Annotated in this window: 19 protein-coding genes; 13 read left to right on the top strand and 6 right to left on the bottom strand. The window is 41.7% G+C overall.

The features are described from left to right. Positions 1–165: 165 nt before the first annotated feature. Positions 166–564 carry a biopolymer transporter ExbD gene (locus L1D46_RS11960; protein WP_239977591.1) on the top strand — a complete coding sequence of 133 codons (399 nt, stop codon included), beginning with the start codon at positions 166–168 and terminating at the stop codon, positions 562–564. A 59-nt stretch (positions 565–623) separates the two neighbouring features. Here L1D46_RS11960 and L1D46_RS11955 read toward each other — a convergent pair whose 3' ends face one another. Genes L1D46_RS11955 through L1D46_RS11945 form a run of 3 tightly spaced genes read right to left on the bottom strand, consistent with a single transcriptional unit; the run spans position 624 to position 5,283 of the window. Further along, on the bottom strand, positions 624–3,647 hold the full coding sequence (locus tag L1D46_RS11955; protein ID WP_239977590.1) for a TonB-dependent receptor: 3,024 nt from the start codon (positions 3,645–3,647) through the stop codon (positions 624–626). An 8-nt stretch (positions 3,648–3,655) separates the two neighbouring features. Then, positions 3,656–4,726, bottom strand: coding sequence for a FecR domain-containing protein (locus L1D46_RS11950; protein WP_239977589.1), 1,071 nt, complete (start codon positions 4,724–4,726; stop codon positions 3,656–3,658). Further along, positions 4,723–5,283: an RNA polymerase sigma factor gene (locus L1D46_RS11945; protein WP_130051633.1), complete on the bottom strand. Its 561-nt coding sequence runs from the start codon at positions 5,281–5,283 to the stop codon at positions 4,723–4,725. Before L1D46_RS11945 ends, L1D46_RS11950 begins: the two co-directional genes overlap by 4 nt. A gap of 437 nt (positions 5,284–5,720) precedes the next feature. On the opposite strand from L1D46_RS11945, the gene L1D46_RS11940 reads away from it, so the two are divergent. From L1D46_RS11940 to L1D46_RS11905, 8 genes are all read left to right on the top strand, one after another. Next, complete coding sequence (locus tag L1D46_RS11940) at positions 5,721–6,926, top strand: efflux RND transporter periplasmic adaptor subunit (protein ID WP_130051634.1); 1,206 nt, start codon at positions 5,721–5,723, stop codon at positions 6,924–6,926. Between the two features lie 14 nt (positions 6,927–6,940). Beyond that, positions 6,941–10,114: a multidrug efflux RND transporter permease subunit gene (locus L1D46_RS11935; RefSeq protein ID WP_130051635.1), complete on the top strand. Its 3,174-nt coding sequence runs from the start codon at positions 6,941–6,943 to the stop codon at positions 10,112–10,114. Between the two features lie 104 nt (positions 10,115–10,218). Beyond that, entirely contained in the window at positions 10,219–10,812 is a 594-nt protein-coding gene (locus L1D46_RS11930; RefSeq protein ID WP_130051636.1) for a PilZ domain-containing protein, read from the top strand. A gap of 84 nt (positions 10,813–10,896) precedes the next feature. Next, positions 10,897–11,955: an agmatine deiminase family protein gene (locus tag L1D46_RS11925; RefSeq protein WP_239977588.1), complete on the top strand. Its 1,059-nt coding sequence runs from the start codon at positions 10,897–10,899 to the stop codon at positions 11,953–11,955. Then, positions 11,948–12,841: a carbon-nitrogen hydrolase gene (locus tag L1D46_RS11920; protein ID WP_239977587.1), complete on the top strand. Its 894-nt coding sequence runs from the start codon at positions 11,948–11,950 to the stop codon at positions 12,839–12,841. The genes L1D46_RS11925 and L1D46_RS11920 overlap by 8 nt, the downstream gene beginning before the upstream one ends. A gap of 30 nt (positions 12,842–12,871) precedes the next feature. Then, a complete protein-coding gene (mfd, locus tag L1D46_RS11915) occupies positions 12,872–16,345 on the top strand; it encodes a transcription-repair coupling factor (RefSeq protein ID WP_167658828.1) in 3,474 nt (1,157 codons plus the stop codon). Next, a complete protein-coding gene (locus L1D46_RS11910; RefSeq protein ID WP_239977586.1) occupies positions 16,345–17,178 on the top strand; it encodes a CsiV family protein in 834 nt (277 codons plus the stop codon). Before mfd ends, L1D46_RS11910 begins: the two co-directional genes overlap by 1 nt. An 11-nt stretch (positions 17,179–17,189) precedes the next feature. Then, positions 17,190–17,453, top strand: coding sequence for a DUF3862 domain-containing protein (locus L1D46_RS11905; protein WP_130051641.1), 264 nt, complete (start codon positions 17,190–17,192; stop codon positions 17,451–17,453). A 33-nt stretch (positions 17,454–17,486) separates the two neighbouring features. Here the strand turns inward: L1D46_RS11905 and L1D46_RS11900 are convergent, their stop codons facing one another. From L1D46_RS11900 to L1D46_RS11890, 3 genes are all read right to left on the bottom strand, one after another. Then, complete coding sequence (locus L1D46_RS11900; protein WP_130051642.1) at positions 17,487–18,872, bottom strand: hypothetical protein; 1,386 nt, start codon at positions 18,870–18,872, stop codon at positions 17,487–17,489. Between the two features lie 108 nt (positions 18,873–18,980). Continuing rightward, positions 18,981–21,572, bottom strand: coding sequence for a TonB-dependent receptor (locus tag L1D46_RS11895; protein ID WP_130051643.1), 2,592 nt, complete (start codon positions 21,570–21,572; stop codon positions 18,981–18,983). A 591-nt stretch (positions 21,573–22,163) separates the two neighbouring features. Next, positions 22,164–22,583, bottom strand: coding sequence for a hypothetical protein (locus L1D46_RS11890; protein ID WP_178926884.1), 420 nt, complete (start codon positions 22,581–22,583; stop codon positions 22,164–22,166). 345 nt (positions 22,584–22,928) lie between these two features. Between L1D46_RS11890 and ccoN the strand changes: the two genes are divergently transcribed. The 4 genes from ccoN to ccoP are packed head-to-tail and all read left to right on the top strand — an operon-like array spanning position 22,929 to position 26,202. Next, positions 22,929–24,362: a cytochrome-c oxidase, cbb3-type subunit I gene (ccoN, locus tag L1D46_RS11885; RefSeq protein WP_130051645.1), complete on the top strand. Its 1,434-nt coding sequence runs from the start codon at positions 22,929–22,931 to the stop codon at positions 24,360–24,362. 12 nt (positions 24,363–24,374) lie between these two features. Further along, on the top strand, positions 24,375–25,049 hold the full coding sequence (gene ccoO, locus L1D46_RS11880) for a cytochrome-c oxidase, cbb3-type subunit II (protein ID WP_130051646.1): 675 nt from the start codon (positions 24,375–24,377) through the stop codon (positions 25,047–25,049). 5 nt (positions 25,050–25,054) lie between these two features. Continuing rightward, entirely contained in the window at positions 25,055–25,240 is a 186-nt protein-coding gene (locus L1D46_RS11875) for a cbb3-type cytochrome c oxidase subunit 3 (protein WP_062569269.1), read from the top strand. Continuing rightward, positions 25,237–26,202, top strand: coding sequence for a cytochrome-c oxidase, cbb3-type subunit III (gene ccoP / locus L1D46_RS11870; RefSeq protein WP_130051647.1), 966 nt, complete (start codon positions 25,237–25,239; stop codon positions 26,200–26,202). The genes L1D46_RS11875 and ccoP overlap by 4 nt, the downstream gene beginning before the upstream one ends. Positions 26,203–26,250: the final 48 nt, after the last annotated feature.

Raw genomic sequence — 26,250 nt, 5'->3', positions numbered from 1 at the left:
TTATTTAACTACAGTATTTTTAAAAGCTGCTAACTTTAAATTTAGGATCCTAAAACTGCTGTGGCGCCCAGCATTTTAAAAATAATCCGTGTTCTTAGCACGACTATGGCTAATCCACTTAATTGTAAATTTTGTGGCTTGGTCAAAAACAACAAGGACCTAATTATGGTGAAACAACATAAAAAAACCACTGCAAACGCTGATGTAGATATGACCCCTATGCTTGATATTGTGTTTATCTTGCTAATATTTTTTATCGTAACAACCTCGTTTGTTAAAGAGCGCGCTATCGAAGTCAATCGCCCTTTAGCAAAACCAAGTCTTGATAATCCCAAAAAACAAGCGCAATTTACTATCACTGATAACGACAGTATTTACTTTGCAAATAGACTTATAACACCAGAGCAAATAATCGCTAACCTTGCGTTATTTGCCGCTCAGTTTGAAATGACGAATGTACAAGTAACAGCAAGTGAGCAAAGTAGCCACAAAACCTTGGTTACTTTGCTTGATAAAATAAAACGATATCAAGATGTTCCTATATCTATAAGCACGTCTTTATAACTAAAAAAGGGCCTAACGGCCCCTTGCAAAGTTAAATAATAAAGGAATCTAAAGGGAGTTTAGAACTTGTACTCTGCACCTACGTAGTAGTACGCACCGTTAAAACCAAATGGTGCAGAACGACGTGAGTAAGTGAAGACACCCGGACTTGAAACAATGGTGTTGCCACTTGCATCAACAATCGTACCCGAGCGTGAATTACCAATAGTGTTCTTATCTGGGTAAACATCAAATAAGTTATTTGCACCAATGTTAAATGACAGGTTTTCGTTAAAGAAGTAGTTAACTTTAACATCAGTTAAGATTTCAGCACCGTATGTTTGACGACCACCATCTTCAACTGTGTATTCGCCATAGCGATTTAGAGATAGGTTTACAGTCCAATCTTCTAAACGGTAAAGCGCACTTAAGTTAATGCGGTCTTCTGGTTGCCATTCTTCGATAATTGATGTTTCTTGTGCAGAAAATACATCTTCTACCGGAATAGTCTCAAGACCACTGCCTGATGGCGTGAATAAATCAACTACATCTGTTTTAGTGAAGTTAGCAGCAAAGGTGAAATCTAGCGTACCGCCAAGGCCTTCTGTATTCCATGTGGCAACTAAATCAACACCTTCGGTTTCAGTGTCTGCACCATTTAAGAAGAACTGACCCGCACCTGCGCCTGAACTTACAAGTGCAGCATCAAGCGTATCTGATAAGCCTTTACCTAAACGGTTGGAAATAACGATACGGTCGTCGATATCAATCGAGTAGTAGTCAATGGTTAAATTGATATTGTCGGTTACGTTATACACAATACCTAAACTACGGTTTTGTGACTTCTCTTCTTTTAACTTAGGAATACCAATTGATTGCGCTAAGGTACTGTCGTTTCTGAATGTACCTACTTGCTCAGCAACTAAGCTGCCATCATCGCCTACAACAAACTGTGTACTTACGTTATTAAAGTAAAGTTGTTGCATAGAAGGCGCTCTAAATCCTGTACTTAATGCACCACGTAAAGACACATCTTCAGTCACAGACCAGTTACCCGCTAACTTAAAGTTTACGGTATCACCAAAGCCTTTGTAGTTATCGTAACGTACCGCACCTGAGATAATCACATCATCAATAACATAGGTTTCTGCATCCATATAGAATGAGATCACATCGCGTGACTCATCAACAGATGATGCCGGATCTGAACCACCAAAACCTTGCGTACCACTTGCAGCATCAACACTACCTACCCCACCATTTAAACCTGAGTAGATGCTCATACCATCAACAGTGTCGTAATCACGGTATGCGTATTCACTGCCTTCTAAAATACGGAACTCATCAGTACGAAGCTCTGCACCCAGTGCTAATGAGAAATTATCGTAGTCTTTGGTGTAATCAAGGTTAAGTGTTTGAAGTGATAATTCAAGGCCGTATGCATATGCTGAACGGGGGATAGTGGCACGAATTTCTGCCGCGCTTAAACCTTGGTTATAACGAAGGTAGTTAGCGTATGAGCCATTGATAGTGTCACTTGTTGTGTAATCAATGCTGTTCTCGCCATAGGTGTACGATAAATCAATGCTTGAATCATTATCGAACGACTTTTTAAAGCCAACATTGTAAGACACGTCATCAATAACGGTATTAATTTTCGGTAAGAATCCCATAGGAATGGTTGCATCACCATCTTGTAATACAGGGTTACCATTGGCATTTGCGTTGTGACGGAAAAACGCAGCTGATTCATTTTCACGATTTGAATAGGTGATAAAACCATATAACTCACCACCAGCAAGTTCATAGCCAGTGTTGATAGTTAAAGCAAATTGCTGTGAATCTGCATCACCAATTCTAAACGTATCACGAGGTGCAGTTAACTCACGCGGGTCGCCTGCTAATAGCGTCCCGTCATCAAGTTCAGTACAGCCGTAAAATTGACATGAGCCATGAAGACCTGCACGGTTTGTTGGCGCACGATCACGGTAGTTAATTGTGGTATTTAAATACCCATCATCACCTAGTGCAAAACCTTTATTGAAATCAACATTTACTGTTTCACCATCACCTTCTGAATACTCACCGTAGTTGATGGCCGCTTTACCGCCCTCTTCAGCGTCTTTTAATACGATATTAATAACACCTGCAATGGCATCTGAACCATATTGCGCAGCAGCACCATCACGTAATACTTCAATGCGTTTAATAGAAGCCGCAGGGATAGCATTCATGTCAGTCCCTGCCGTACCACGACCCACAGAGGTATTAATGTGAATAAGGCTTGCTTGGTGGCGGCGCTTGCCATTGATAAGAACTAAGGTTTGATCGGGCCCTAAACCGCGTAGTGTTGCAGGGCGAAGTGCATCAGTACCATCACTGATAGACGAGCTTGAAAAGTTAAAAGACGGTGCAATAGCCTGAAGCATACGGCCTACTTCTGTTTGGCCTGTATTCTCTAGTGCTTCGGCACTTAAAATATCAACCGGAACCGGTAAATCTTCAACCGAGCGTCCTGCGACACGGCTACCGACAACGGCAATTTTTTCGATGTTTTTTTCTGCTGATTGATCTTCTGCTAACGCTTGCGTATTGGCGGCAAGCAGTAATGGCACGACTGCAGCGCTGACCCCTGATACTTTGATCATGTTATTATCTATCCTATCTACTTGTTTGAGTTTTATACTCAGCAAGCCTTGATGATCAACAACCGCATCGAGCTCAGTGCCTTCGAGCATCGCATTTAGTGCATCAAGTTTGGTGTAAAAACCAAACACAGATTGCGCTTGATATTGCTTCGCTAGTTCGAAAGAAAAAATGACTGTTTGATCTGTTTGCTTTGCAAATTCGATTAACGCCAAATCAGCTCGTTGCGCTTTGATGTCAAATTGCAGCATTTGTTTTTCAGCCGCTATTGCTACTTGGCCTGTAGTGAGGCCATAAATAACAAAAGAGGCAGGTAACAACCGCAATTGCTTACTGCGCAATTTAAACAAACAAGTGAGGAAGAAAAATCCGCTATGTAAATTTAACTTTTTTTTAATTAATTTTTTGTGACGAGAAGGTGGCGCATAATTAACATCATTATAATTGCGTATTCTCATAGGCAGAACTAACCTTTTGCAGCGATCGTTAAGCTAACACGATGTTCACCTAAACGTTGATGTTCTACACCTAAGTTGGCCTGTAATGAGTCAAGCAAACCTTTAATGTCGCCTGTTTTAAACACCCCAGCTACTTTCAAAGAGGCAAGTTCTGGGTCATTTAGCTCAAAACGCGTGGCTGTATAACGACTCACCTCTTGCAGAGCTTCGTCTAAAGACTCACCATTAAAAATTAACATTTCTTGTTGCCATGCCAAGTCGCGTTGGACGTCATCAACAGATAACTGCTTAATTGGCGCTGTTTTACTTTGTTTTATTAGTGCCTTCTCGCCTGATACAACCACATTCGCTTTAAGTGCTTTTATATCTGCGCTGTTATCTGAAGCATCTTTTAAACGATTAAAATCACTGGCATCAACCTGAGTACTCGGATCAGTAATCATCACTTTGCCCTCAGTCACAACTAACTCTAAGTCTGAGGCAGAATTTCGCTGAACATTAAATACTGTGCCAAGTGCAGTAAAAGATTTATCACCAGCAATTACGGTAAACGGACGACTAGGATCTTTAGCAACATTAAAACGCCCTTCACCACGGCTCAGGATCAACTGACGACGATCGCTCGAGTAAGCAACTTCAAGTTTAGTATTGGTATTGAGCTGCACAATAGTGCTGTCTGGCAGAACAAATTCAGCTTGCTCGCCGACTTTAGTGCGATAAATTTTGGTAAATTTAGCATAGTCGTTTTCTTCACTTTGCCAGTAGCTTGAATAGATAAGCATAATACAACCAAGCAGCATCACTACTAAAAAGCTCGCAGCAGTTGCCATACCAAACACTGCAGGTTGTTTTTGCGGTGCTTTATAAGGGAACATACTACTTAACTCATTGAGCACGCTCATTTCATCCCATAAAGTCGCAAGTTCAAACAATGCTTCTTGATGAGCTGTGCTTTGATGAGCCCACATGTGCAATTGTCTCACTTCATCTTTAGATAAACCGCGATCAATTGCACTTATCCATTGACTCGCCTGCTCTTGAATCATTTCTTTTGATGAAAATGGATGGACATTACTCATTTGTTCACCTCTTTTGCAGTGAACTCAGTGGTTGGGTTAAATGTCTGGGGTTGTACGTCGTGTGATTTCATTGCTCGGTGAACATGTAATAAGCCTTTGGCTATATGTTTTTCAACAGTACTTTCGCTGAGTTCCATTTTAGCTGCAATTTCCTTTTGGCTTAAGCCATAGACTTTTTTTAAGATAAAACATTTTTTAATTTGAGGGCTTAATTCGTTAGTCACTCGGCAAAAAAACAAAAAACGTTCTTTTGAGGTCACTTCATCTTCAAGTGCCATTGAACGCATGTGATGCTCAACCTGTTGTTGTTCATCTAACGATTCTTTGTATTTATTGTCCCATTTAGCAATGTGATTTAGTGCCAAATGTTTAGCCGTTTTCAGCATGTAACTGTGAGTATATTCGATATTTTGTTTAAGATCAGCTTCATAACTTTTTATAAACGTCTCTTGCACAATATCTTCTACATCATCAGGGCTGACAATACGTGATACAAAGCGCCTAAGTTTGCTCGATATCTCAGTAAAAGCGGTGATAACCCCAGTTTGATCTGTCATCCTTAACTCACCTTTATTATATTTTTATTGCTTTAGGGTACGAGATTTCATTTTAATTACAAGCCATTTGTTAATTTTTTGTACCCTTGGTAAACAAAGATTTTATAAACTCATTAAAATCTTCTGTTTTAAGCGTCATAAGCTTGCTCTACTGTTTCAAAAATCATGCTACTTCATCCACCTCGACTCACTATTTGGCTATATTTTTTATTAACTTCCACCTCCTAAATCGGTTTTTAGTTTGAATACATTAAGCGACTTAGTGATGGGCTAAATTAAGTCATCTTTTGGTTTTAAATAAAAAGTAAACTACAGGGTGTACCTTTTTCTCTTTTGGGTATAAACTAAACGACAAATGAATATGCATAATTTCGTCTTTCGTGTTTGTTTGACTATTTCTATGCATACCTACTTAACAATTGGACTGTGGAGTAAACATGCGTCTGCCTTTCGCACCTGCCAAATTATCATTATCTGCGTTGTTACTTGTGTCTGCACCCTTGCTACTGCAAGGTTGTTCTGAAGCGCCAGAGCAGCAACAGGGTCAAATGCACCCAGCAGCTGTCGCTACTATGACTATGGAAACACACGATGCACCTTTTACTATTGAGCTGCCAGCAACGCTGTCTGGTTCAAAAGAAGTTGAAGTTCGAGCCCGTGTTACCGGAATCCTTGAATCACGTAACTTTGAAGAAGGTCAGCGTGTCGAACAAGGCCAATCTCTGTTTACTATTGATCTTGAACCTTACCAACTTGCGGTTGATCGTGCGCAAGCTGCACTTGATGGTGCAAAAGCAGCGCTTGTTCAAGCTGATCGTGACGTTAAACGATTAGCTAAACTACGTGCCGAAAAATCTGTTTCACAACGCGATTACGATAACGCTAGTTCAGCTAATGATATTGCAAAAACTGATTTAGCCGCTGCAAAAGTTGCGTTAAAAGAAGCCCAACTTAATCTTGAATATGCGCAAGTGAAAGCCCCTGTCGCAGGTGTAATGGGACGTGAGTTTGTCTCGGAAGGAACCTATGTTTCTGGCCCAGATTTACTACTGACTCAAATGACTCAGTTTGACCCTATTCGTATTCGTTTTGGCTTATCTGAGCGTGAACAACTGCAAATGCGTCAAGATGTTAAAAATGGCTCACTGACGTTACCTGAGCAAGGCCACTGGAAAACACAAATTAAACTACAAGACGGCTCTTTATACGGACAAACCGGTGAAGTTAACTTCTCTGATGTGCGTATTAATCCAAACACAGGTACCAGTGAGTTTCAGGCAATTATTCCTAACCCTGATTTTCAACTTCGTCCGGGCCAATTCGTTCGCGTTGAGTTAAGTGGTGCAGTACGTAAAAACGCTTTCATCGTTCCGCAACGTGCAGTGCTCGATAACGGCACGGGTAAGTTCGTTTATGTTGTAAGTAAAAACGAGCAAGGTATGGATGTCGCGTTACCTGCCCCTGTCACTGTGGGTGAATGGATCAAAAAACCAGAAAACGAGCAATACCAAAACTTTTGGTTAATTCGCAGTGGGTTAAAAGAAGGCGACCAAGTTATTGTTGATGGCATGGCGCGTATTTTCTTCCCGGGTATGCCAGTAAATGTTGGCAAGCCAGCCGCTAACTCAAGCCACGCAGAATAAGCACAGGGAGTCTTATGTTTTCTCGTTACTTTATAGACAGACCCATTTTTGCGTTTGTTATATCTATTGTTATTGTGCTTGCGGGCCTTGCTGCGATGCGCAGTTTACCTGTAGCGCAATATCCTGAAATTGCGCCTCCGGTTGTACAAGTGACCGCAGCCTATCCGGGTGCATCCGCCAGTGTACTTGAGCAAACGGTTGCCACACCAATAGAAAATGCCATTACTGGTGTTGAAGGTATGATGTACATGTCATCGACTTCAACGAGTGCAGGCTCGACCACCATCGAAGTAACCTTCGAAATTGGTACTGATGTGGACCAAGCAGCTGTAAACGTGAATAACCGTGTAAAGCAGGTTGAAGCGCGTTTACCTGAAGAAACTCGTCGCCAAGGTGTGGTTGTCCAAAAAGGCTCTTCTAGCTTTTTACAAGTGCATGCCTTTTACTCTCCTGACGGTACACGCTCGAGTTTATGGACTTCAAACTATGTCACCATGAACGTGCTTGACCGTGTTAAACGTATTCCGGGCACCACCAGTGTGCAAATTTTTGGTGCTAAAGATTACGCGATGCGTATTTGGCTACGCCCTGATGTAATGAGCCAGCTAGGGGTTACTGTTGAAGAAATAGCAGGGGCAATCCGAGTACAAAACTCGCAATATGCTGCAGGTAAAATTGGTGCGACACCAACTACTCAATCTCCACAAGAGCTCGTTTACAGTGTGACTGCACAAGGTCGTTTGTCTGAGCCTGAACAGTTTGAAAATATCATTATTCGTTCAAATACCGATGGCAGTAGCTTACGTTTAAAAGACGTAGCACGCGTTGAGCTAGGTTCGAAAGATTATAACTTCAAAGGGACAATTAACGGTAAAGAAGCAGTACTATTAGGTATCTTCTTGCAACCGGGTGCCAATGCTCTTGATGTAGCTGAAGAAGTAAATAGTGTTATCGAAGAAATGAAAAGCCAATTCCCTACTGGCCTTGCACATTTAACTTCGTACGACACAACCCGTTTTGTTGAAGTATCAATTCGTGAAGTAGTAAAAACACTGCTTGAAGCCATGGTATTGGTATTCTTAGTGGTGTATTTATTCTTACAAAACTGGCGCGCTACCCTAATACCTACCCTTGCAGTGCCAGTATCGCTACTTGGCACGTTTGCCGGCATGTATATGCTCGGTTACTCAATTAACTCACTCACCTTATTCGGCATGGTGTTGTCGATTGGTATTGTTGTTGATGATGCCATCGTGGTACTTGAAAACGTTGAACGTATTATGCATGAAGAAGGACTCGGTGCCAGAGACGCAGCTGTCAAAGCTATGAGTGAAGTAAGTGGCCCTGTTGTAGCTATCGTTCTGGTTCTGTGTTCTGTGTTTGTGCCAATTGCGTTTTTAGGTGGCTTAACAGGTGAGTTATTCCGTCAATTCGCTATTACTATTTCGATTGCTGTGAGTTTATCGGGTGTGGTCGCCCTAACGATGACGCCTGCTCTTTGTGTACTTATTTTGAAACAAGAACACAAGCAAACAGCTCGCTTCTTCTTATGGTTTAACGCTATGTTTACCAAGATAACTGGCCGTTATGTGGGGGCTGTTGGTTTTATGGTGCGCCGCGGTCTTTTAGGTGTAATCTTAATGACGGGTATGATTGCTGCAACGATTGGCCTTTGGCAAAACACCCCAGGCTCGCTTGTACCCGATGAAGACCAAGGTTATTACATCTCTGCAATCTTTTTACCTGACGGTTCATCACTTGAGCGTACCGAGGAAGTAACGCAACAAGTTGTAAAAGCAGTACAATCAAACCCAGCTAACGAAAACGTCGTTGCGTTTACAGGCTTTGATTTTATCGGCGGTGGTTACAAAAATAGTGCTGCGACTTTATTCGTGACACAAAAGCATTGGGATGAACGCGAAGTTGATACCAAAGCACTTGTGCAAGAGCTATTCATGAAAACGGCGGGTATTAAAGAAGCACTCGTACTTGCCTTTAATCCACCTGCTATTTTTGGTTTAGGTAACACTGGTGGTTTTGAATTTTACATTCAAAACAAAGGCGATAGCGACCCAGACAAACTTCAACAAGCGATGCAGTTAATGACAGCAGAAGCGCAAAAGAGCCCAATCATCAGCGGCCTGCAAACTCTTTGGCGCCCTGATGCACCGCAACTTCGTGTTGATGTTGACCGAGAACAAGCGCGTGCCATGGGTGTAGAAATTGATGATGCGTTCACCGCCCTTGCAGGTAACTTAGGTACTTATTACGTCAACGACTTCAATAAATTTGGCCGCGCATGGCAAGTCCTAATGTCTGCAGATGCTGAATTTAGAATGAAACCTGATGACATTGGCCGTATCTATGTTAAAAACAACCAAGGTACTATGGTGCCGCTTTCAGCCTTTACCACTATCGAGTATAGCCGTGGCCCTGAAAACTTAAATCGTTATAACAACTTACCAGCAGTTAAACTAATGGGTAATGCAGCACCTGGTTTCAGTTCGGGTCAAGCTATCGCTGAAGTTGAACGTATTGCAGAAGCTGTCTTACCGCCAAATATGACCTACGAATGGACGGGCTCTGCATTCCAAGAAAAACGCAGTTCGGGTACCACAGGGATTGCCTTAGGACTTGCAGTGATCATGGTGTTTTTGATTTTAGCAGCCCTTTACGAGCGTTGGTCATTACCACTGTCTGTAATGCTTGCCCTGCCATTTGGTACCTTTGGTGCACTAATAGCCGTTTGGGTGGTTGGCATGACAAACGATGTGTATTTCCAAATTGGCCTTGTCACCCTACTCGGTCTTGCCAGTAAAAACGCGATTCTTATCGTTGAATACGCCTTAATGAAACATCAACAAGGCTGGAGCGCTAGTACTGCTGCACTTGAGGCTGCACGTTTACGTTTTAGACCAATCATCATGACTTCACTTGCTTTCATTTTAGGCGTTGTACCTTTAGTACTTAGCTCTGGTGCAGGCGCTGGTGCCCGTCATAGTGTTGGTACAGGTGTTATGGGCGGTATGATGGCAGCCACATTCTTAGCTGTATTCTTTGTACCTCTGTTCTTTTATTGGTTAACGGCACGTAAGTTAACTGAAAAACGCTCAAGACAAGAGCTTGCTGATGAAATAGCACACCATCACCAACAAGAACATGTCAAAACCCAAGAGGGTAATCTGTAAAAAATGAAGGGCAAACAATGAGTTTGCCCTTTTTTTGCTTATTTGATTACTAGCAATTTGCAGCTTCGAACGCTAGTATTAAGGAAAGATGTGTGGAGTGCAGCATGAATAATCAAAAATTAGCCGAATTTGAACAGTTTTTTCAAATTAACGAGAGCAACCGTGTCAATTTGTACCCGGTTGAACCAAGTGCTGTGCCAAAAACCAATGCTGAGCTCGAGGCCGATATTCCTGCTTTATTCAAACTTGCCAACGAAGTAAATGAGCTTGAGCAAACGAGCTTACGACCACTACGTAATCTAGGTGATGTTGCACAAGAATTAGCAGCGTTTTTACAGGCGCAGTCTCGTAAAATCGATTTAATCATGAGTCATATCTTAGCCTCTGAGCAACCAGACGATAACGCAAACTACTGCGACAGTTACGGCGGTGGTGGTGTAAAGCTTACCTCATCTGAGGTCTATGAATTAGGTCAAACATTTCGCACTAAGTTGTTTTTACAACATGAGGCGTCAGCTATTTATTGCTACACCGAATTAGTGGCGATTGAAAAATGCGATGATGATAAATATCAATACACGTTATTGTTTACTGCTATTCGTGATGCTGACCAAGATTTAGTCGTTCGAGCGGCCTTACACGCACAAACACGCCAACTAAAAAAACGTCAACAAGAAAACAATCCGCAAGATAGTTAAAAATCGCGCTTTATCGCGCACAAAAAGCTGACATCTATGGCTAAAATGCTAAACTAGCCCCACCTTAGTTTGTTTATTACCTTCATGAAATTTAGACTTTTACCTGAATGGGCTGAGCAAGATGCCGTTATGCTCACTTGGCCTCATCTAGACACTGATTGGGCAGCAAATTTAACCGCTGTTGAGCCTGTGTATGTAGCGCTTTGCCAAGCAATTAGCCAACAACAAGATGTTGTTATCGTGGCCCATGATAATGCCCTAAAAACACATATTGCAGCTTTACTTGCAAAAGCTGATGTCGATGCAAGTCGCATTCACTTTGTGGTGACACCGTGTAACGATACCTGGGCACGTGACCATGGCCCATTGACCTGCGCGAATATTGATGACGCAACCCAATTAAAAGTGATGGATTTTATTTTTAATGGCTGGGGCAATAAATTTGCAAGTGATCTCGATAACCAAATTAATCAAGTGCTTGTAAAGCAAGTCGCTAATCCTAAAAATGCTTATCAGCAAAGTGAGTTGGTTCTTGAAGGCGGCGGCGTTGAAATTAATGAACACGGCGTGCTACTCACAACCAGCGAATGCTTATTAAACCCAAATCGTAACCCAGAACTTACAAAAGCGGATATAGAACAAACGCTTGTTGAGCAACTAGGGGCTACTTCTTTCCTTTGGGTTGATCACGGTCATCTTGCTGGTGATGATACCGATAGCCATATTGATACGCTGATACGTTTTGCACCAAACAACACCCTAGTTTATGTGCAGTGTGATGATAAAAATGATGAACATTTTGCTGCCCTTGATGCCATGGAAAAGCAACTGCAATCATTTAAAACCGCTAACGGTGAAAGCTATGAGCTTATTGCCTTACCTTGGCCAAAAGCGGTATTCAATGAAGACGGTGACCGACTACCTGCCACATACGCTAATTATTTAATCATCAATAAAACCGTTTTAGTGCCAATTTATGGTGACGAAAACGACCAACTTGCACTTGGTCAGGTTGCCAAAGCATACCCAGATCACACTGTTGTTGGTATTAATTGCCTGCCAATTATTCACCAATTTGGCAGCTTACACTGTATTACAATGCAATTACCGCGCGGCTTTTTAGCAGGAACAAACAATGACTAAACCAACGCATTTAAAGGTTGCTCTTGTTCAGCAATCAAACACCGATAATGCTCAAGACAATATGGCAAAATCGATTGCAGGTATACGCGATGCAGCAAGCCAAGGCGCTAAGCTTATTGTTCTTCAAGAGCTACACCGTAGTTTATATTTTTGCCAAACCGAAGATGTAGACGTTTTTGATTTAGCAGAAACAATTCCGGGCCCAAGTACAGATACCTTAGGCGCACTAGCCAAAGAGTTGAATGTGGTGATTGTGTCATCATTATTCGAAAAACGTGCGACAGGTCTTTACCACAATACCGCTGTGGTACTTGAAACTGACGGCAGCATTGCCGGTAAATACCGCAAAATGCATATTCCTGATGATCCTGGCTTTTACGAGAAATTTTACTTCACACCCGGTGATTTAGGTTTTCAGCCCATTCAAACGTCTGTTGGTAAATTAGGCGTATTAGTGTGCTGGGATCAATGGTTCCCTGAAGCCGCACGATTAATGGCAATGTCGGGGGCTGAGATTTTAATTTACCCAACTGCGATTGGCTGGGACCCTCGCGATGAGAAAGACGAACAAACACGTCAAAAAGACGCGTGGGTTATTTCACAACGCGCTCATGCCGTTGCCAATGGCGTGCCTGTGATCAGCTGTAACCGTGTTGGCCACGAAAGTGATCCAAGCGGCCAAAGCGAAGGTATTCAGTTTTGGGGTAACTCTTTTATCGCGGGCCCACAGGGTGAGATTCTAGTCGAGGCTAACAACAGCGATGAGCAATTGTTAGTTGTTGAATTAGACCAAGCACGTAGTGAAAACATTCGTCGAATTTGGCCTTACCTTCGTGATCGTCGTATCGACCACTATCAAGACCTAACTAAGATTTATCGAGACTAAGCAAGTAAAAACAGTTTAAAGGAGTAGTAAATGGCGTTTGCGCAATGGGCAGCATTGCCTTGGGTAAAATCTGAGAAAGATAAAATTCAATGGGGACAACTTACTGGCAGCGGACTTAGCATCGCCATCGCAGAAGGTGTAAAACAACACAACGAGCTGGTTGTGATAGTCACCCCAGATACGCCAAGCGCCCTACGCCTTGAAACTGAGTTAGAATTTCTATTGCCTGAAAACCCAGTCATGGTCTTTCCTGACTGGGAAACGCTGCCTTATGATCATTTTTCACCACACCAAGATATTATTTCTGCACGCTTAGCCACGTTAAACACATTAAAAAAAGAACAACAAAGTGTTTTAATCGTACCTGTATCAACTTTGATGCTTCGTACAGCGCCAGCATCATTTATTTATGGGTCAACCCTTAACTTTAAAGTGGGTGATACCTTAGATACGCACACTCTACGTGAAAATCTTGAACAAGCAGGCTATTTGCATGTACAACAAGTGATGGAGCATGGTGAATATGCTATCCGTGGCTCTATCGTTGACTTGTATCCTATGGGTAGCCCTCACCCATTCCGTTTAGACTTTTTTGATGATGAGCTCGACAGCATTCGTTTATTTGATGTTGAAAGCCAGCGTTCAGATGAAAAAGTAGACAAAATTGAGCTATTACCAGCTCATGAGTTTCCAACTAACGACTCTGACATTGAGCGTTTTCGTATCAATTATCGTGAGCAATTTGGCGCAAGCTCTGAGCAAGACTCAATTTATATGCAGGTCACCAAAGGTACATGGCCTGCCGGTATAGAATATTATATGCCTCTGTTCTTTGATGAATTGGCAACTATATTCGATTACTTACCTAGCAATACGACGTTTATGCATTTTGGCGATATTGAACATGCTGCTGATCAATTTTGGCATGATGTAAATGTTCGCTATGAAAACCGCCGTGTTGATCCACTTAGGCCTTTACTTGAACCTGTAAAACTATATCAAAGCGTTAATGAACTCTTTGGTGAGTTTGGTAAATACGCACGTATTCGTTTATCTCAAGCGAAACTAGGCACTAAAGCAGGCCATACAAACCTTGCCAGTAAAGAGCTACCAAACGTACGTATAGATCATAAGCTACATGAGCCTTACCAAGGTTTAATTAACTATGTTGCTAGTGAGAAAAAACAAAAAGGCCGCGTACTGCTGTCGGTTGAATCTGACGGACGTCGCGAATCTTTACTGACACTATTAAAACCAAGTGGTTTAAAGCTCAAAGAATTCGAGTCTTTCAGCGATTTTACAAATAGTGCTAGTGATGTTGGCTTAATAGTATCGCCACTTGAACAAAGTGTAGTGTTAGACGGTAAACCCCGTTTAACCATTATCACTGAACAAGAATTATTAGGCATTAAAGTATCGCAACGTAGACGTCGTAAACATAAATACGAAGCCAGCCAAGATGCACTTATTCGTAATCTTGCTGAACTGCGTGAAGGCCAGCCAATTGTTCACCTTGATCATGGTGTAGGCCGCTACCAAGGGCTTGAAACAATTGATGCTGCCGGTGTGATTACTGAGTTTGTTACGATCATCTACGCCAACGAGGCAAAACTATACGTACCTGTTTCTGCGTTACATATGCTTAGCCGTTATTCTGGTGGCGAAGAGGCCTCTGCCCCGCTCCATAAATTGGGCTCCGATGCATGGGAAAAAGCCAAGAAACGTGCCGCTGAAAAAGTTCGTGATGTCGCCGCAGAATTATTAGACATTTACGCTAAACGCCAAGCTAAACCAGGTAATAAGTTTAAGCTTGATGGCAGTGCTTACCGTCAGTTTAGCGACAGCTTCCCATTTGAAGAAACCGATGATCAACGTAATGCCATTGAATCTGTGCTTGGAGATATGCAAAGTAAACAGGCAATGGATCGTTTAGTATGTGGTGACGTAGGCTTTGGTAAAACAGAAGTGGCCATGCGGGCTGCTTTTGTTGCCGTAAATGATAACAAGCAAGTTGCTGTACTTGTGCCAACGACACTGCTTGCTCAGCAACATTATGAAAACTTTAAAGACCGTTTTGCCGATTTACCTATTGAAGTTGGCGTTTTATCACGCTTCAACTCAACAAAAGAGCAAAAAGACACGCTTGAAAAAATGGCTGAGGGCAAATTAGATATTGTTATTGGTACTCATAAACTGATCCAACAAGATATTCAATTTAAAGATCTTGGTTTATTGATTGTTGATGAAGAGCACCGTTTTGGTGTGCGTCAAAAAGAGAAAATCAAAGCATTACGTGCCGATGTCGATATTTTAACACTCACTGCGACCCCTATTCCACGTACATTAAACATGGCGATGAGTGGCATGCGTGACCTGTCAATCATAGCCACACCGCCTGCGAAACGTTTAGCGGTTAAAACCTTTGTTAGACAAAGAGATGCAGAACTTATTCGCGAAGCAATTCTGCGTGAAATTAAACGCGGTGGTCAGGTGTATTTCTTACATAATAATGTTGAAACTATCGACCGAGTTGCTGAAGAAATAAGTGAATGGGTTCCTGAAGCTAGCGTAACAACAGCACATGGCCAAATGCGCGAGCGTGAGCTTGAGCAAATTATGAGTGATTTTTATCACCAAAAATATAACGTGATTGTATGTACCACCATTATCGAAACAGGTATCGATGTACCGACAGCCAACACCATTATTATGGATAGAGCAGATAAGCTTGGCCTTGCGCAGCTGCATCAATTACGTGGTCGTGTTGGCCGTAGCCATCACCAAGCGTATGCCTATCTTCTCACTGGTAACCCTAAATCACTCAGTAAAGATGCCGTTAAACGCCTTGAAGCAATTGAATCACTTGAAGACCTTGGAGCCGGTTTTGCTCTAGCAACCCATGACTTAGAAATTCGTGGTGCCGGTGAGCTGCTAGGTGACGATCAATCAGGTCAAATGCAAACCATTGGCTTTAGCTTGTATATGGAGATGCTTGAGCAAGCTGTAAACTCGCTAAAAGAAGGCAAAGAGCCAACCCTAGAGAACTTACTTGGCCAGCAAACTGAAGTTGACTTAAAGCTACCTGCATTATTACCCGATGATTATATTCATGATGTAAATGCGCGATTAGGTATCTATAAACGCATTGCAAGCTGTGCTAATCTCAATGACATGGACGAATTACAAGTAGAGTTGATTGACCGTTTTGGCCTACTGCCTGATGCTACGAAAAACTTATTCAGTTTGCAGCAATTAAAACTACAAGCAAGTAATCTTGGCATTAAGAAGATTGAAGCAAACCCGAAAGGTGGCTATTTTGAGTTTAGCCAGCATACAAAGGTTAACCCTAGCTTCATCATTGGTTTGATACAAAGTGCACCGCAGGTGTATAAAATGGATGGCGCAAACAAACTGCGCTTTGCAATTAGCGAAGCCAACGCTCGTGAACGCTTAAAAATGGTCACTGCAATGATTGCAGATTTTGAGAAAAAGGTTAGCCATTAATGTTGTTTAGAAATAGTTTAATATTGCTTTGTTGCTTATTTACAAGCTCATCATATGCAACACGTTGGTTTGAAATTGAAGTTCTTATTTATAAACAGCGCCCAGCTCCTTACTTACAAGAAGATTTCAGTCTAAAACACGATGAAATCAAGGCTAAGCGTAGCAAAGATATATTATCTCCTGCGTACACAGCACAAGCGAAACAGGCTTGTATTGAAGGTGATAACCGCTTTCGCTCTGATTCGTTTACCGACTCTTTAGTCAATACCAACCCTCATTCTAATGTGTGTGATGACAGTGTTGATTTTTTAGCTAGTTATAATCAACTGCCTGTTACACCCGTTGTTGAACCGCGTGAAGATACTGACGAAATATATCTAATTGCACCAGAGCAATTACAGTTTGTTGATCAAAAAGACCAGCTTGATAAAAAGGGCTTATCTCCTATTTTGCATACAGGATGGCGTTTTCCTGAAATGAGTGAAAGAAGAGCACCAAGCATCCGCTTATTTGCTGGAGAACACTTAGCAAAAAACACAAGATCACTTGAAAATGAAAATAACGATTTTATCAGTTTGATCGATCCTACTGAACGTTTTATTCCCGACCAGCTACAAAACGTGCCAGAGTGGGAATTAGACGGTTTAATGAAAATTTATGTTCGTCACTACCTATTTATAAATGCAGATTTTGATATTAGTCAGCGTCTAGAAAACGGTGATTATGAAAAAGCACGTTTTTCACAATTTAAACGTGTGATCAGTAACGAGATACATTATTTTGATCACCCTCGTATGGGTATGATCTTGCAAATAAGACGCTACAACCATTAATGGATACAATTATGAAAAAATATATGGCAATTGCAGCAGCTGCTGCGGCACTTACTTTAGCTGGCTGTTCAAAAGTAAGTCTAGAAAACTACGAAAAAATTGAAATTGGCATGGATAAAACTGAAGTTGAAGCTATTTTAGGCTCTGCTGATAAGTGTGAAGAAAAAACACTACACACTAACTGTATTTGGGGTAACAAAGACAAAAACATTGAAATTACCCTAGTGTCAGACAAAGTATCGCTTTACAGCAAAACAGGTTTAGACGCTAAATAAACCCTAGTGGGTGGCCAAGGCCACCCTTTTTCATCATTCATCATTTATCTTTTCTTTCAAAATGTCAGTTTGCGAGTAAATCCGCTCAATATTGACAATCTTGCTGCGATTTAACGTAATCTTGTAACGCTGATACAAAGTCTCGTCTTCGCTCTGGGTAAACACTAATACAACATTTAATTGATAACGCCTCTCTACCGCTTTCTTAGAGATTTTATTGCTATCAAGATGATAGAGCTTACCTTCGCCTCGCTTTAAGTAGCGAGCAAACGGTGCCAAGCTAAATTGCATGGTTTGTTGAAGCGTATCATATCCAGGTAAAAACGCCTTGGCACTGACATGTGTTTCACTTGCAAAATGTAGCCACTGAGCAGCCTGTTTATTTTGATGCCGGCGCTTAGAAAAGATTTTTCTCACAGCTTTCGGAATACGTTTAAAGCTTGTGTATTCAAGCCAAATGTATTGGCTTGCGATCTTCTCTTTAGTAATACTGTTTTTAAACTGAAAGCGCCACTTTGGTCGGCCCCTAACAATCGCTCGCCAGATCACCCGTGTAATATCTTCTTTGAATATTTCACGAAGGCCATAAATCACACCTAAGATCAAAATCAACGTCGCTGTTACTTCGGTAAAATTTGAACGCGCATTTAATACAACTAACATCACAAATGCCATGATCACAGCAGTTACGGTACCCTTTACCATACGTTTTAAATAACTGTTTAAATGACGGGTGCTACGAGTAAGCACTACCCCATGCTCAATTAAACGTTGTAATAAACGCATTTTATTAGTGATACGATTTGCATCTTCAAGTGTTGATTGCGAGTTATACTCTTGTTCTTCTCGGTAACTGTTTTCTGCTTTACAAAACTCTAAAAGCTCGCTGCGCTCTTTTGCAAAATCACTACTGCGCGGCCCTTCATCTAGTAGTTTCAAAAATGACTGCTCTACATGCCAACTTAAGTAGTTATCGGCGTTTTTATAAAACGGCAGTAGCTTTTCATCATCTGGGGTATAGCGCCTTAGCTTTTTCAACAAGCCTTTGGTTTGCTCGCACAATTCGATAGCGGCAGGATAAAACTCTTCGGCTTCTTGGTGTTTTAGGGTGTCTTTAATATCGGCATTCAGCGCTAGTCGAACTTGATAACAATACAAGTTTAAGTTTTGCCGATAATCTTGCTGTTCACCTTTGTTTTTACTAACAAAGCGACTTCTCACTAAGGGTAAGTGAATGTTGTTAGCGTTATACGCAAGATGCGATTTAAAATTGTTATTAAAGAATGATTCTTCACTAAGTGTTTGTGGATTAACACTCATTTCATTCGGAATGGAGAAATATAGGTCGAGTCGTTGCTCTGTGCGTGGTTTAAGCTCAGGCTCGATAATAAAAGATAAGTTTTCGTCTTGTTTAAGCAATATCGCCTCGTTTGTTAAAAGTACCCTTATAGTTTACGCGTTGATATACTTTCAGACAATAAAAAAGGCCCAGTAAAAACTGGGCCTTAGTAATCATTTCAAACTAGATTAGAACTTAACGTTCATACCAGCGAAGAAACGACGACCTAGTACATCGTATGTGTACGGGTCAGTGTTTGAGTCATTGTTACCTGAGTAGTAAGGTGCTTGCTTATCGAATAAGTTGTTAACACCTGCAGAGAATGACACTGTGTCGTTCAGGATGTATGAACCACTGATGTCGTGGTATACAACAGTACCAACACTTGGTACTAGACATTCGCTATCGTCAGCAAGACATGCATAGCTGTCTAAGCCGTCGATCATACGTGCTTGGTATTGTGCATCCCAGTTGTCGCCAGACGCGTTAAGAGTGAAGTTAGACTTAACTTTCGCGTAGCTACCGATACCTGAAGTTACAAGACCTGTGTAATCGATTGTGCTTGTGCCTGAATCAACGATGTACTCATCAAGGATAGTTACATCAAGACCTGTGCGCCAGTTAAGACCTGCAGCTTCAAATGCATACTTGAAGTTTACGTCGTAACCTTTAGTAGATTCGTTACCAATGTTTTGTAATTGGTTATTGAAGCTAATGCGACCAGTGCTTTGGTTGAAGTTGATTGCAGAAGACTGACATAGTGCAGTATCTTGGTTCTTGTATGCGCCCGTAGAAGCATCAAGACAGTTTTCAACGATGTATTGGTTGTTTACGCTTGAAATTGAGTTTTCGATTTCAATTTCGTAGTAGTCAACAGTCATTGAGAAACCATCTAACCACTCTGGAGCGTATACGAAACCAGCTGTTACTGTATCAGCAAGCTCTGGAGTTAATTGGTCATTACCACCAACAGTTACTTCAGCTTGGTCTTGTGCACCAGGGAAGTTTACTTGTTCGAATGAAGGTGATTTACCTTGGTAAAGCTCAGATACTGTAGGAGCACGGAATGCAGTTGAACGAACAGCACGTAGCATTAGTTCGTCATTTACACGCCAAGTTAGACCTAGTTTCCAAGTCTCATCTGAACCAAATGTGCTGTAATCGAATGCACGAACAGCAGCGCTTAAGTCAACCATTTGTGCAAATGGTGCATCAGCTAGAAGTGGAACAGCGAATTCTACGTAAGCTTCGTTTACGTCAAAACGACCACCAGTTGGCTCAACACGTGGGTCATTTGCAAGACCTTGTGAAGTTAGTGAATCTGGAACATACCATGCTTTTTCTTCACGACGCTCGATACCAGCAGCGAAACCAACGTAACCAGCAGGAAGTTCCATTACTTCACCGTTAAGGCCAGCAGAAAGAACTAATAATTGGCTACCACCTGAATTGTTTTCAGTGTAGTTGTACTGTGCAAGGTTGCTACCTGACCAATCAGCTTGATCAAGTGGGTTAAAGTCACCCTCTTCGATTGCGTCTTGGATTGAACCCATGTTTAGTAGGTTAGTTGCGCGGTCAACTGAGTCGTTACGACCGAATACTACTGAAGTATCCCAGCCCCAACCATTGTCGAATGCACCGTCAAGACCGATTACTGCGCGAACTGTGTCAACAACTTGCTCATAACCACGAGGACCAACATCAGTCATACGACGACCGTAAGAGATGTCTTCACCGTCAGCTACACCGTGAGAAAGAAGTGAATCACCCATTGTTTCTGCATCATAAGTGAAGTCAAACCATACTGGCTGTGGAGCCATTTGTTGAGTTGACCAACGCTTAGAGTAAGTGAACTCAGAAACTAAACGCGTTTCATCAGTTACGTCAAAGTGGCCGATACCTGTTAGGTTTAAACGACGCATTGGCGTGTAAAGGTAGCTTGTTGCTGAGTAGTTGTAAGCATCACCTGCTGAAGTGAAGTCGTGCCACTCGCCGTCTGCTTGACCTTGTAAGCTTGCATTTTCAGCCCAAACGTGACCGAAAGGCGTGTAAGAAGAACCACCACAGTAGAAGCTACCGTTATCGTAATCTTCTTCGATTGGACAATCAGAGAAATCACGGTCTGCTTGAGAAGCATCGCCACGGTCAGTGTATTGTAAACCAATTACAACGTTACCACGGTCAAAGCTTGAACCCATTGTGATATCGAAAGACGTTTCGTCCGCATCGCCTTCACCAGTGATAGCACCGTTAAGGTTCATGTCTAGACCTTCGAAGTCGTCTTTTAAGATGATGTTAACAACACCAGCTACCGCGTCAGTACCGTATACAGCAGATGCGCCGTCTTTTAGTACTTCAACTTGCTTAATCATTGATACTGGGATTGTGTTTAAGTCAACAGTAGATGCTGCACCCGTACCAGAGTTGATCATACGACGACCATTAACTAGTACTAGAGTACGTTGTGCGCCTAAACCACGTAGGTCAACACGTGCGTTACCGCCTGAACCGTTGTTAACAGCAGGGTTAGTCATCGCACCGCTTGCTGCAGTCATTTTTTGTAGAACGCCATCGATGCTTGATGCACCCATTGCTTTGATGTCATCTGCGCCGATTAAAGTTACAGGACTAGACGTCTCCATATCGGTACGCTTAATGCGAGAACCTGTAACTTGAATTTTTTCAATAGACTCTGCTGCATCATCAGCAGCTAAAACTTGCATGCTTGAAAACATTGGGATTGCTGAAACAACAGCTAAACCAAGAATTGATTTTTTCATGTGAAAACCCTACTTGTTGGAAATTTACCTTTAATCAGGTAGCGCTCGTTATTATTAGAATCACGAGTCAGCGGAGGGCAACTTAGGCTCAGTTAACTGAACGAAAACTGAATGGAAGATTAAATAAAAAACATCACAAAAATGACGGACCCATTTCAGGTAATAAGGTTTCATGATGTATCAATGTTAACAGAAAAAAACACTTCTATATCAGAAAGGTAAGATTCTTTAGTAGCAAAAAAAACATGATTGAAATCAATTGCACGCACTTTGTAATCAAGTGTAACTAAAGCCCAATTAGTGCTACAAATGAAATTTTTACAAGTTGATCACACCACGTTATAAAAACCGTAAAAGCTTGGTAAGACTGCTAACCATACTTATTCACTAAAATTAACTAAATAGACAAAGTTAGCCTGTTAAACAGTGAATTAGAGGATGATTTTTTACTTTTGTTCCATCAGTTTGAAACTAACGTATAAAAATACGTTTAATGAAGAGCATTAAAGTATAAATAAATGACAAGGTAATGACGTTACTCACATCTTCAGCGAAATTCGAAGCTGTGAGTAATAAAAATAGAGGTTGGTGTTAGCGAGTTTGAATTGAATCGAAATAATAAAACAAAGTACGAGGCTGATTATCAACAGTGTTATAAGTAAGCGTCATTTTCCAAGTCATAACAGGTTCAGAACACGCTCCGACCATAGTGTCAGCAACCCAAACCTGCCCTTTGCGTTTAAACTGTAGTGGGATGAATCCCATATACATAGTGACACCTTCAAGTTTTGCAGCTAGATTTTTGGCCCCGTTTGGCAGCTTTAGGTTAATTGCAAAAGGCGTTTCCGGGCTGATGTCTGGGTTACTCAGCCAAGCTTCTGCATTATTTGGGTAATAACAATGACGATTGTTCTCACAACTTGTACTTGTGCTGTCCTCTTCTATACTTTGGCTATCACATGCAGCTAAAAATACACTAAAAAGGAACACGGTGAATAAACTAGTTCGCACTCTATTTGCCTGTATAAAATAAAAGCGGATACTAATTAGCTACCCGCGAAAAGACAACCATGCTAGATGGAATAAGCTAATAAAAATACAAACTCTGACAAAAAATAACCAACAAAGCGCTAAAATTTGATTGATGTCATAATTTTATGCAATTGACCTATCTTTTTAAGGTCAAAAATTTTATCATTTCCATCGCAAAAATAAGGGTTTCTCGAGTTTGTTTTCTGAAGCTAGCACCTCTAAGTTGGCTTTAGGTAACACGCTTGTGAAGTAATAGTAGGCCCCACTTTTAATAAAGTGGGTAATTCATTTCTAAAACGCATTAATTGCAGCGGAAGCCAGAAAATGAGCCAAACAGTAGCATCACAAACTGAGTACAATTATAAAGTTGTACGCCAATTCGCTATTATGACAGTGATTTGGGGCATCGTTGGCATGAGTGTTGGGGTTCTGATTGCTGCCCAATTAGCTTGGCCAGCACTTAACTTTGATACACCATGGTTAACTTACTCTCGACTACGTCCGTTACACACGAACGCAGTAATTTTCGCATTTGGTACAAGTGCACTTTTTGCGACGTCTTATTACGTCGTACAACGTACATGTCAAACGCGCCTTTTCTCAGATAAACTAGCAGCCTTCACCTTCTGGGGTTGGCAACTTGTTATCGTACTAGCAGCGATTACCTTACCATTAGGTATCACAAGCTCTAAAGAATACGCAGAACTTGAATGGCCAATCGATATTCTTATCGCCGTTGTTTGGGTGACTTACGCAGTTGTATTCTTTGGTACGTTAATCAAGCGTAAAGTATCGCACATCTATGTTGCGAACTGGTTCTACGCTGGTTTCATCATTACTGTTGCCGTTTTACACATTGTAAACAGCATGGCAATTCCAGTTTCACTAACTAAATCATACTCTATCTACGCAGGTGCTGTAGATGCAATGGTTCAGTGGTGGTACGGTCACAACGCTGTTGGTTTCTTATTAACTGCTGGTTTCTTAGGTATGATGTACTACTTCGTACCAAAACAAGCAGGCCGCCCTGTTTATTCATACCGTCTATCGGTAGTTCACTTCTGGGCTCTTGTTTCTTTGTACATCTGGGCAGGTCCTCACCACCTACATTACACTGCGCTTCCAGATTGGACGCAAAGCTTAGGTATGGTTATGTCAGTTATCCTATTCGTTCCATCTTGGGGTGGTATGATCAACGGTATCATGACGTTATCAGGTGCATGGCATAAACTACGTACTGACCCAGTACTACGTTTCTTAGTTGTTTCTCTATCTTTCTACGGTATGTCTACATTCGAAGGCCCAATGATGGCTATCAAGTCAGTAAACGCGCTTTCTCACTACACTGACTGGACTGTAGGTCACGTACACTCAGGTGCACTAGGTTGGGTTGCAATGATTTCTATCGGTGCTATCTATCACCTAATCCCTGCACTATTCTCACAAGGCCGTATGTACAGTGTTAAACTAGTTAACACGCACTTCTGGTTACACACTGTTGGTGTTGTTTTATACATCGTAGCAATGTGGATCTCAGGTGTTATGCAAGGTCTAATGTGGCGTGCAGTAAACTCAGACGGTACGTTAATGTACAGCTTTGTACAGTCATTAGAAGCTTCGTATCCGTTCTATGTTATGCGTTTCCTAGGCGGTGTATTCATCGTAACAGGTATGCTAATTATGGCTTACAACGTTTATCGTACTATTGCTGCGAAGAAAGATTCGCTTCAACTAGACGCTGACGCACAATTGGCATAATGGAGTAGCACGATGAGCAATAATAATTCACAAAACAAACACGAAATAGTCGAAAAGAACGTTGGCCTTATGGCTATCTTGACTGTCTTTGCAATCAGCTTTGGTGCACTAGTTGAGATTACTCCACTAATGTTCCAAGATGATACGACTAAACCTGTTGATGGCCTACGCCCTCTTACAGCATTAGAAATGGAAGGCCGTGACATCTACGTGCGTGAAGGTTGTTACAACTGTCACTCACAAATGATTCGCCCTTTCCGTGACGAGGTTGAGCGTTATGGTCACTACTCTGTAGCTGGTGAGTCAGTATGGGATCACCCATTCCAATGGGGTTCTAAACGTACTGGTCCTGACCTAGCTCGTGTTGGTGAGCGTTACTCAGACGATTGGCACCATGCTCACTTAATGGATCCACGTGCAGTGGTTCCTGAGTCAAACATGCCAGCGTTTCCTTGGTTAGACGAAAACAGAGTCGATACGACCCATACACTTAAAAAGCTTCAAATATTCCGTGATAGCTTCGGAATTGACAAAGCTAGCGACCGTTACGACGGTAAAGGTTATGGTAGTGACGAAGAGCTACAAGCTGACATTGCGAAAATCGAAGCCATGAACGATGGTAAAGGCGCAACTGAAATGCAAGCTCTAATCGCTTACTTACAACAGCTTGGCACACACTTGAAGTAATTATTATGGATTACGGAACATACAGAGGCATTTTGACTCTGGTAATTTTAGTACTGTTTATTGTGATTGTTGTATGGGCATACAGCAAGCGTAGCAAAAGCCGATTTGATGACGCTGCTAATGCCATATTTGAAGATGAAAAAAAACACAACAACACAATCTCTAACGAGGAAAAGGAGTCTGAGAAATGACTAGCTTTTGGAGTATATGGGTTATTGTATTAACCCTAGCGTGTCTTGCTATCATCTTCGGCCTACTTCTGTGGAACTTGAAAAACTACACAGGTGTTAAAGAAGGCGAAAGCTGTGGTCACGAGTTTGACGGCATTGAAGAACTAAATAACCCACTTCCAAAATGGTGGACTTACATGTTCTTCGCAACATTTATTTGGTCTGTATACTATCTTGCAGCCTACCCTGGTTTAGGTAACTGGGAAGGTTTAGGTAAATGGACAAGTTCTAACCAAGGTATTACTTCTCTAGCTGAGTCTAAAGAAGCGACTGAACAAGCATTAGCTAATGGTGAGAACGTTCAATTAGACCAAGAATTTATTGCCGCTGATGAGCGTTTTGGCCCAATCTTTGAGTCATTTGCAAAACAAGATATTGAAACACTAGTTAAAGATGAAAAAGCGCTTGAGATTGGTCAACGTTTGTTCTCACAAAACTGTGCACAATGTCATGGTTCAGATGCACGTGGTGGTCAAGGCTTCCCTAACCTAACGGATAACGATTGGTTATATGGTGGCACACCAGACAAAATCAAAGAAACACTTCTTTATGGTCGTGTAGCTGCGATGCCACCATGGGGTGATGCGCTTGGCGAGCAAGGCATTAAAGAAATGACTGCTCACGTACTTAGCCTTTCAGGCCGTACAGTTAACCAAAAAGACGCTGCTGCAGGTGCTGCTAAGTTTGCAATGTGTGCTGCGTGTCACGGTGCTGACGGTAAAGGTTCGGTTGCACACAACTTACCATTTGGTGCACCTAATCTAACAGATAACATCTGGTTATATGGTGGTTCAAAACGTGCTGTTGAAGAAACACTAACCAATGGCCGCGCAGGTGTAATGCCAGCATGGAAAGACATTTTAGGTGAAGATAAAGTACACCTACTAACTGCTTACGTTTACAGCTTATCGCAAGATAAATAACCACGCGGTTAAAAAAATGTATAAACAATTAATCATTTAATTCAATAG

The organism is Pseudoalteromonas sp. Isolate3, from assembly GCF_022398505.1.
Classification (GTDB): Bacteria; Pseudomonadota; Gammaproteobacteria; order Enterobacterales; family Alteromonadaceae; genus Pseudoalteromonas; species Pseudoalteromonas apostichopi.
The sequence above is the reverse complement of the archived record's forward strand: the minus strand, read 5'-3'. Positions and strand labels throughout refer to the sequence as shown.

What these genes read in the sequence shown, in the direction of transcription:
- L1D46_RS11960 (WP_239977591.1), top strand. Translation starts at nt 166, where the DNA reads ATGGTGAAACAACATAAAAAAACCACTGCAAACGCTGATGTAGATATG.
- ccoP (WP_130051647.1), top strand. Translation starts at nt 25,237, where the DNA reads ATGACTAGCTTTTGGAGTATATGGGTTATTGTATTAACCCTAGCGTGT.
- L1D46_RS11930 (WP_130051636.1), top strand. Translation starts at nt 10,219, where the DNA reads ATGAATAATCAAAAATTAGCCGAATTTGAACAGTTTTTTCAAATTAAC.
- L1D46_RS11920 (WP_239977587.1), top strand. Translation starts at nt 11,948, where the DNA reads ATGACTAAACCAACGCATTTAAAGGTTGCTCTTGTTCAGCAATCAAAC.
- L1D46_RS11925 (WP_239977588.1), top strand. Translation starts at nt 10,897, where the DNA reads ATGAAATTTAGACTTTTACCTGAATGGGCTGAGCAAGATGCCGTTATG.
- L1D46_RS11895 (WP_130051643.1), bottom strand. Translation starts at nt 21,572, where the DNA reads ATGAAAAAATCAATTCTTGGTTTAGCTGTTGTTTCAGCAATCCCAATG.
- ccoN (WP_130051645.1), top strand. Translation starts at nt 22,929, where the DNA reads ATGAGCCAAACAGTAGCATCACAAACTGAGTACAATTATAAAGTTGTA.
- L1D46_RS11905 (WP_130051641.1), top strand. Translation starts at nt 17,190, where the DNA reads ATGAAAAAATATATGGCAATTGCAGCAGCTGCTGCGGCACTTACTTTA.
- L1D46_RS11955 (WP_239977590.1), bottom strand. Translation starts at nt 3,647, where the DNA reads ATGAGAATACGCAATTATAATGATGTTAATTATGCGCCACCTTCTCGT.
- L1D46_RS11950 (WP_239977589.1), bottom strand. Translation starts at nt 4,726, where the DNA reads ATGAGTAATGTCCATCCATTTTCATCAAAAGAAATGATTCAAGAGCAG.
- L1D46_RS11945 (WP_130051633.1), bottom strand. Translation starts at nt 5,283, where the DNA reads ATGACAGATCAAACTGGGGTTATCACCGCTTTTACTGAGATATCGAGC.
- L1D46_RS11875 (WP_062569269.1), top strand. Translation starts at nt 25,055, where the DNA reads ATGGATTACGGAACATACAGAGGCATTTTGACTCTGGTAATTTTAGTA.
- ccoO (WP_130051646.1), top strand. Translation starts at nt 24,375, where the DNA reads ATGAGCAATAATAATTCACAAAACAAACACGAAATAGTCGAAAAGAAC.
- L1D46_RS11940 (WP_130051634.1), top strand. Translation starts at nt 5,721, where the DNA reads ATGCGTCTGCCTTTCGCACCTGCCAAATTATCATTATCTGCGTTGTTA.
- L1D46_RS11935 (WP_130051635.1), top strand. Translation starts at nt 6,941, where the DNA reads ATGTTTTCTCGTTACTTTATAGACAGACCCATTTTTGCGTTTGTTATA.
- mfd (WP_167658828.1), top strand. Translation starts at nt 12,872, where the DNA reads ATGGCGTTTGCGCAATGGGCAGCATTGCCTTGGGTAAAATCTGAGAAA.
- L1D46_RS11910 (WP_239977586.1), top strand. Translation starts at nt 16,345, where the DNA reads ATGTTGTTTAGAAATAGTTTAATATTGCTTTGTTGCTTATTTACAAGC.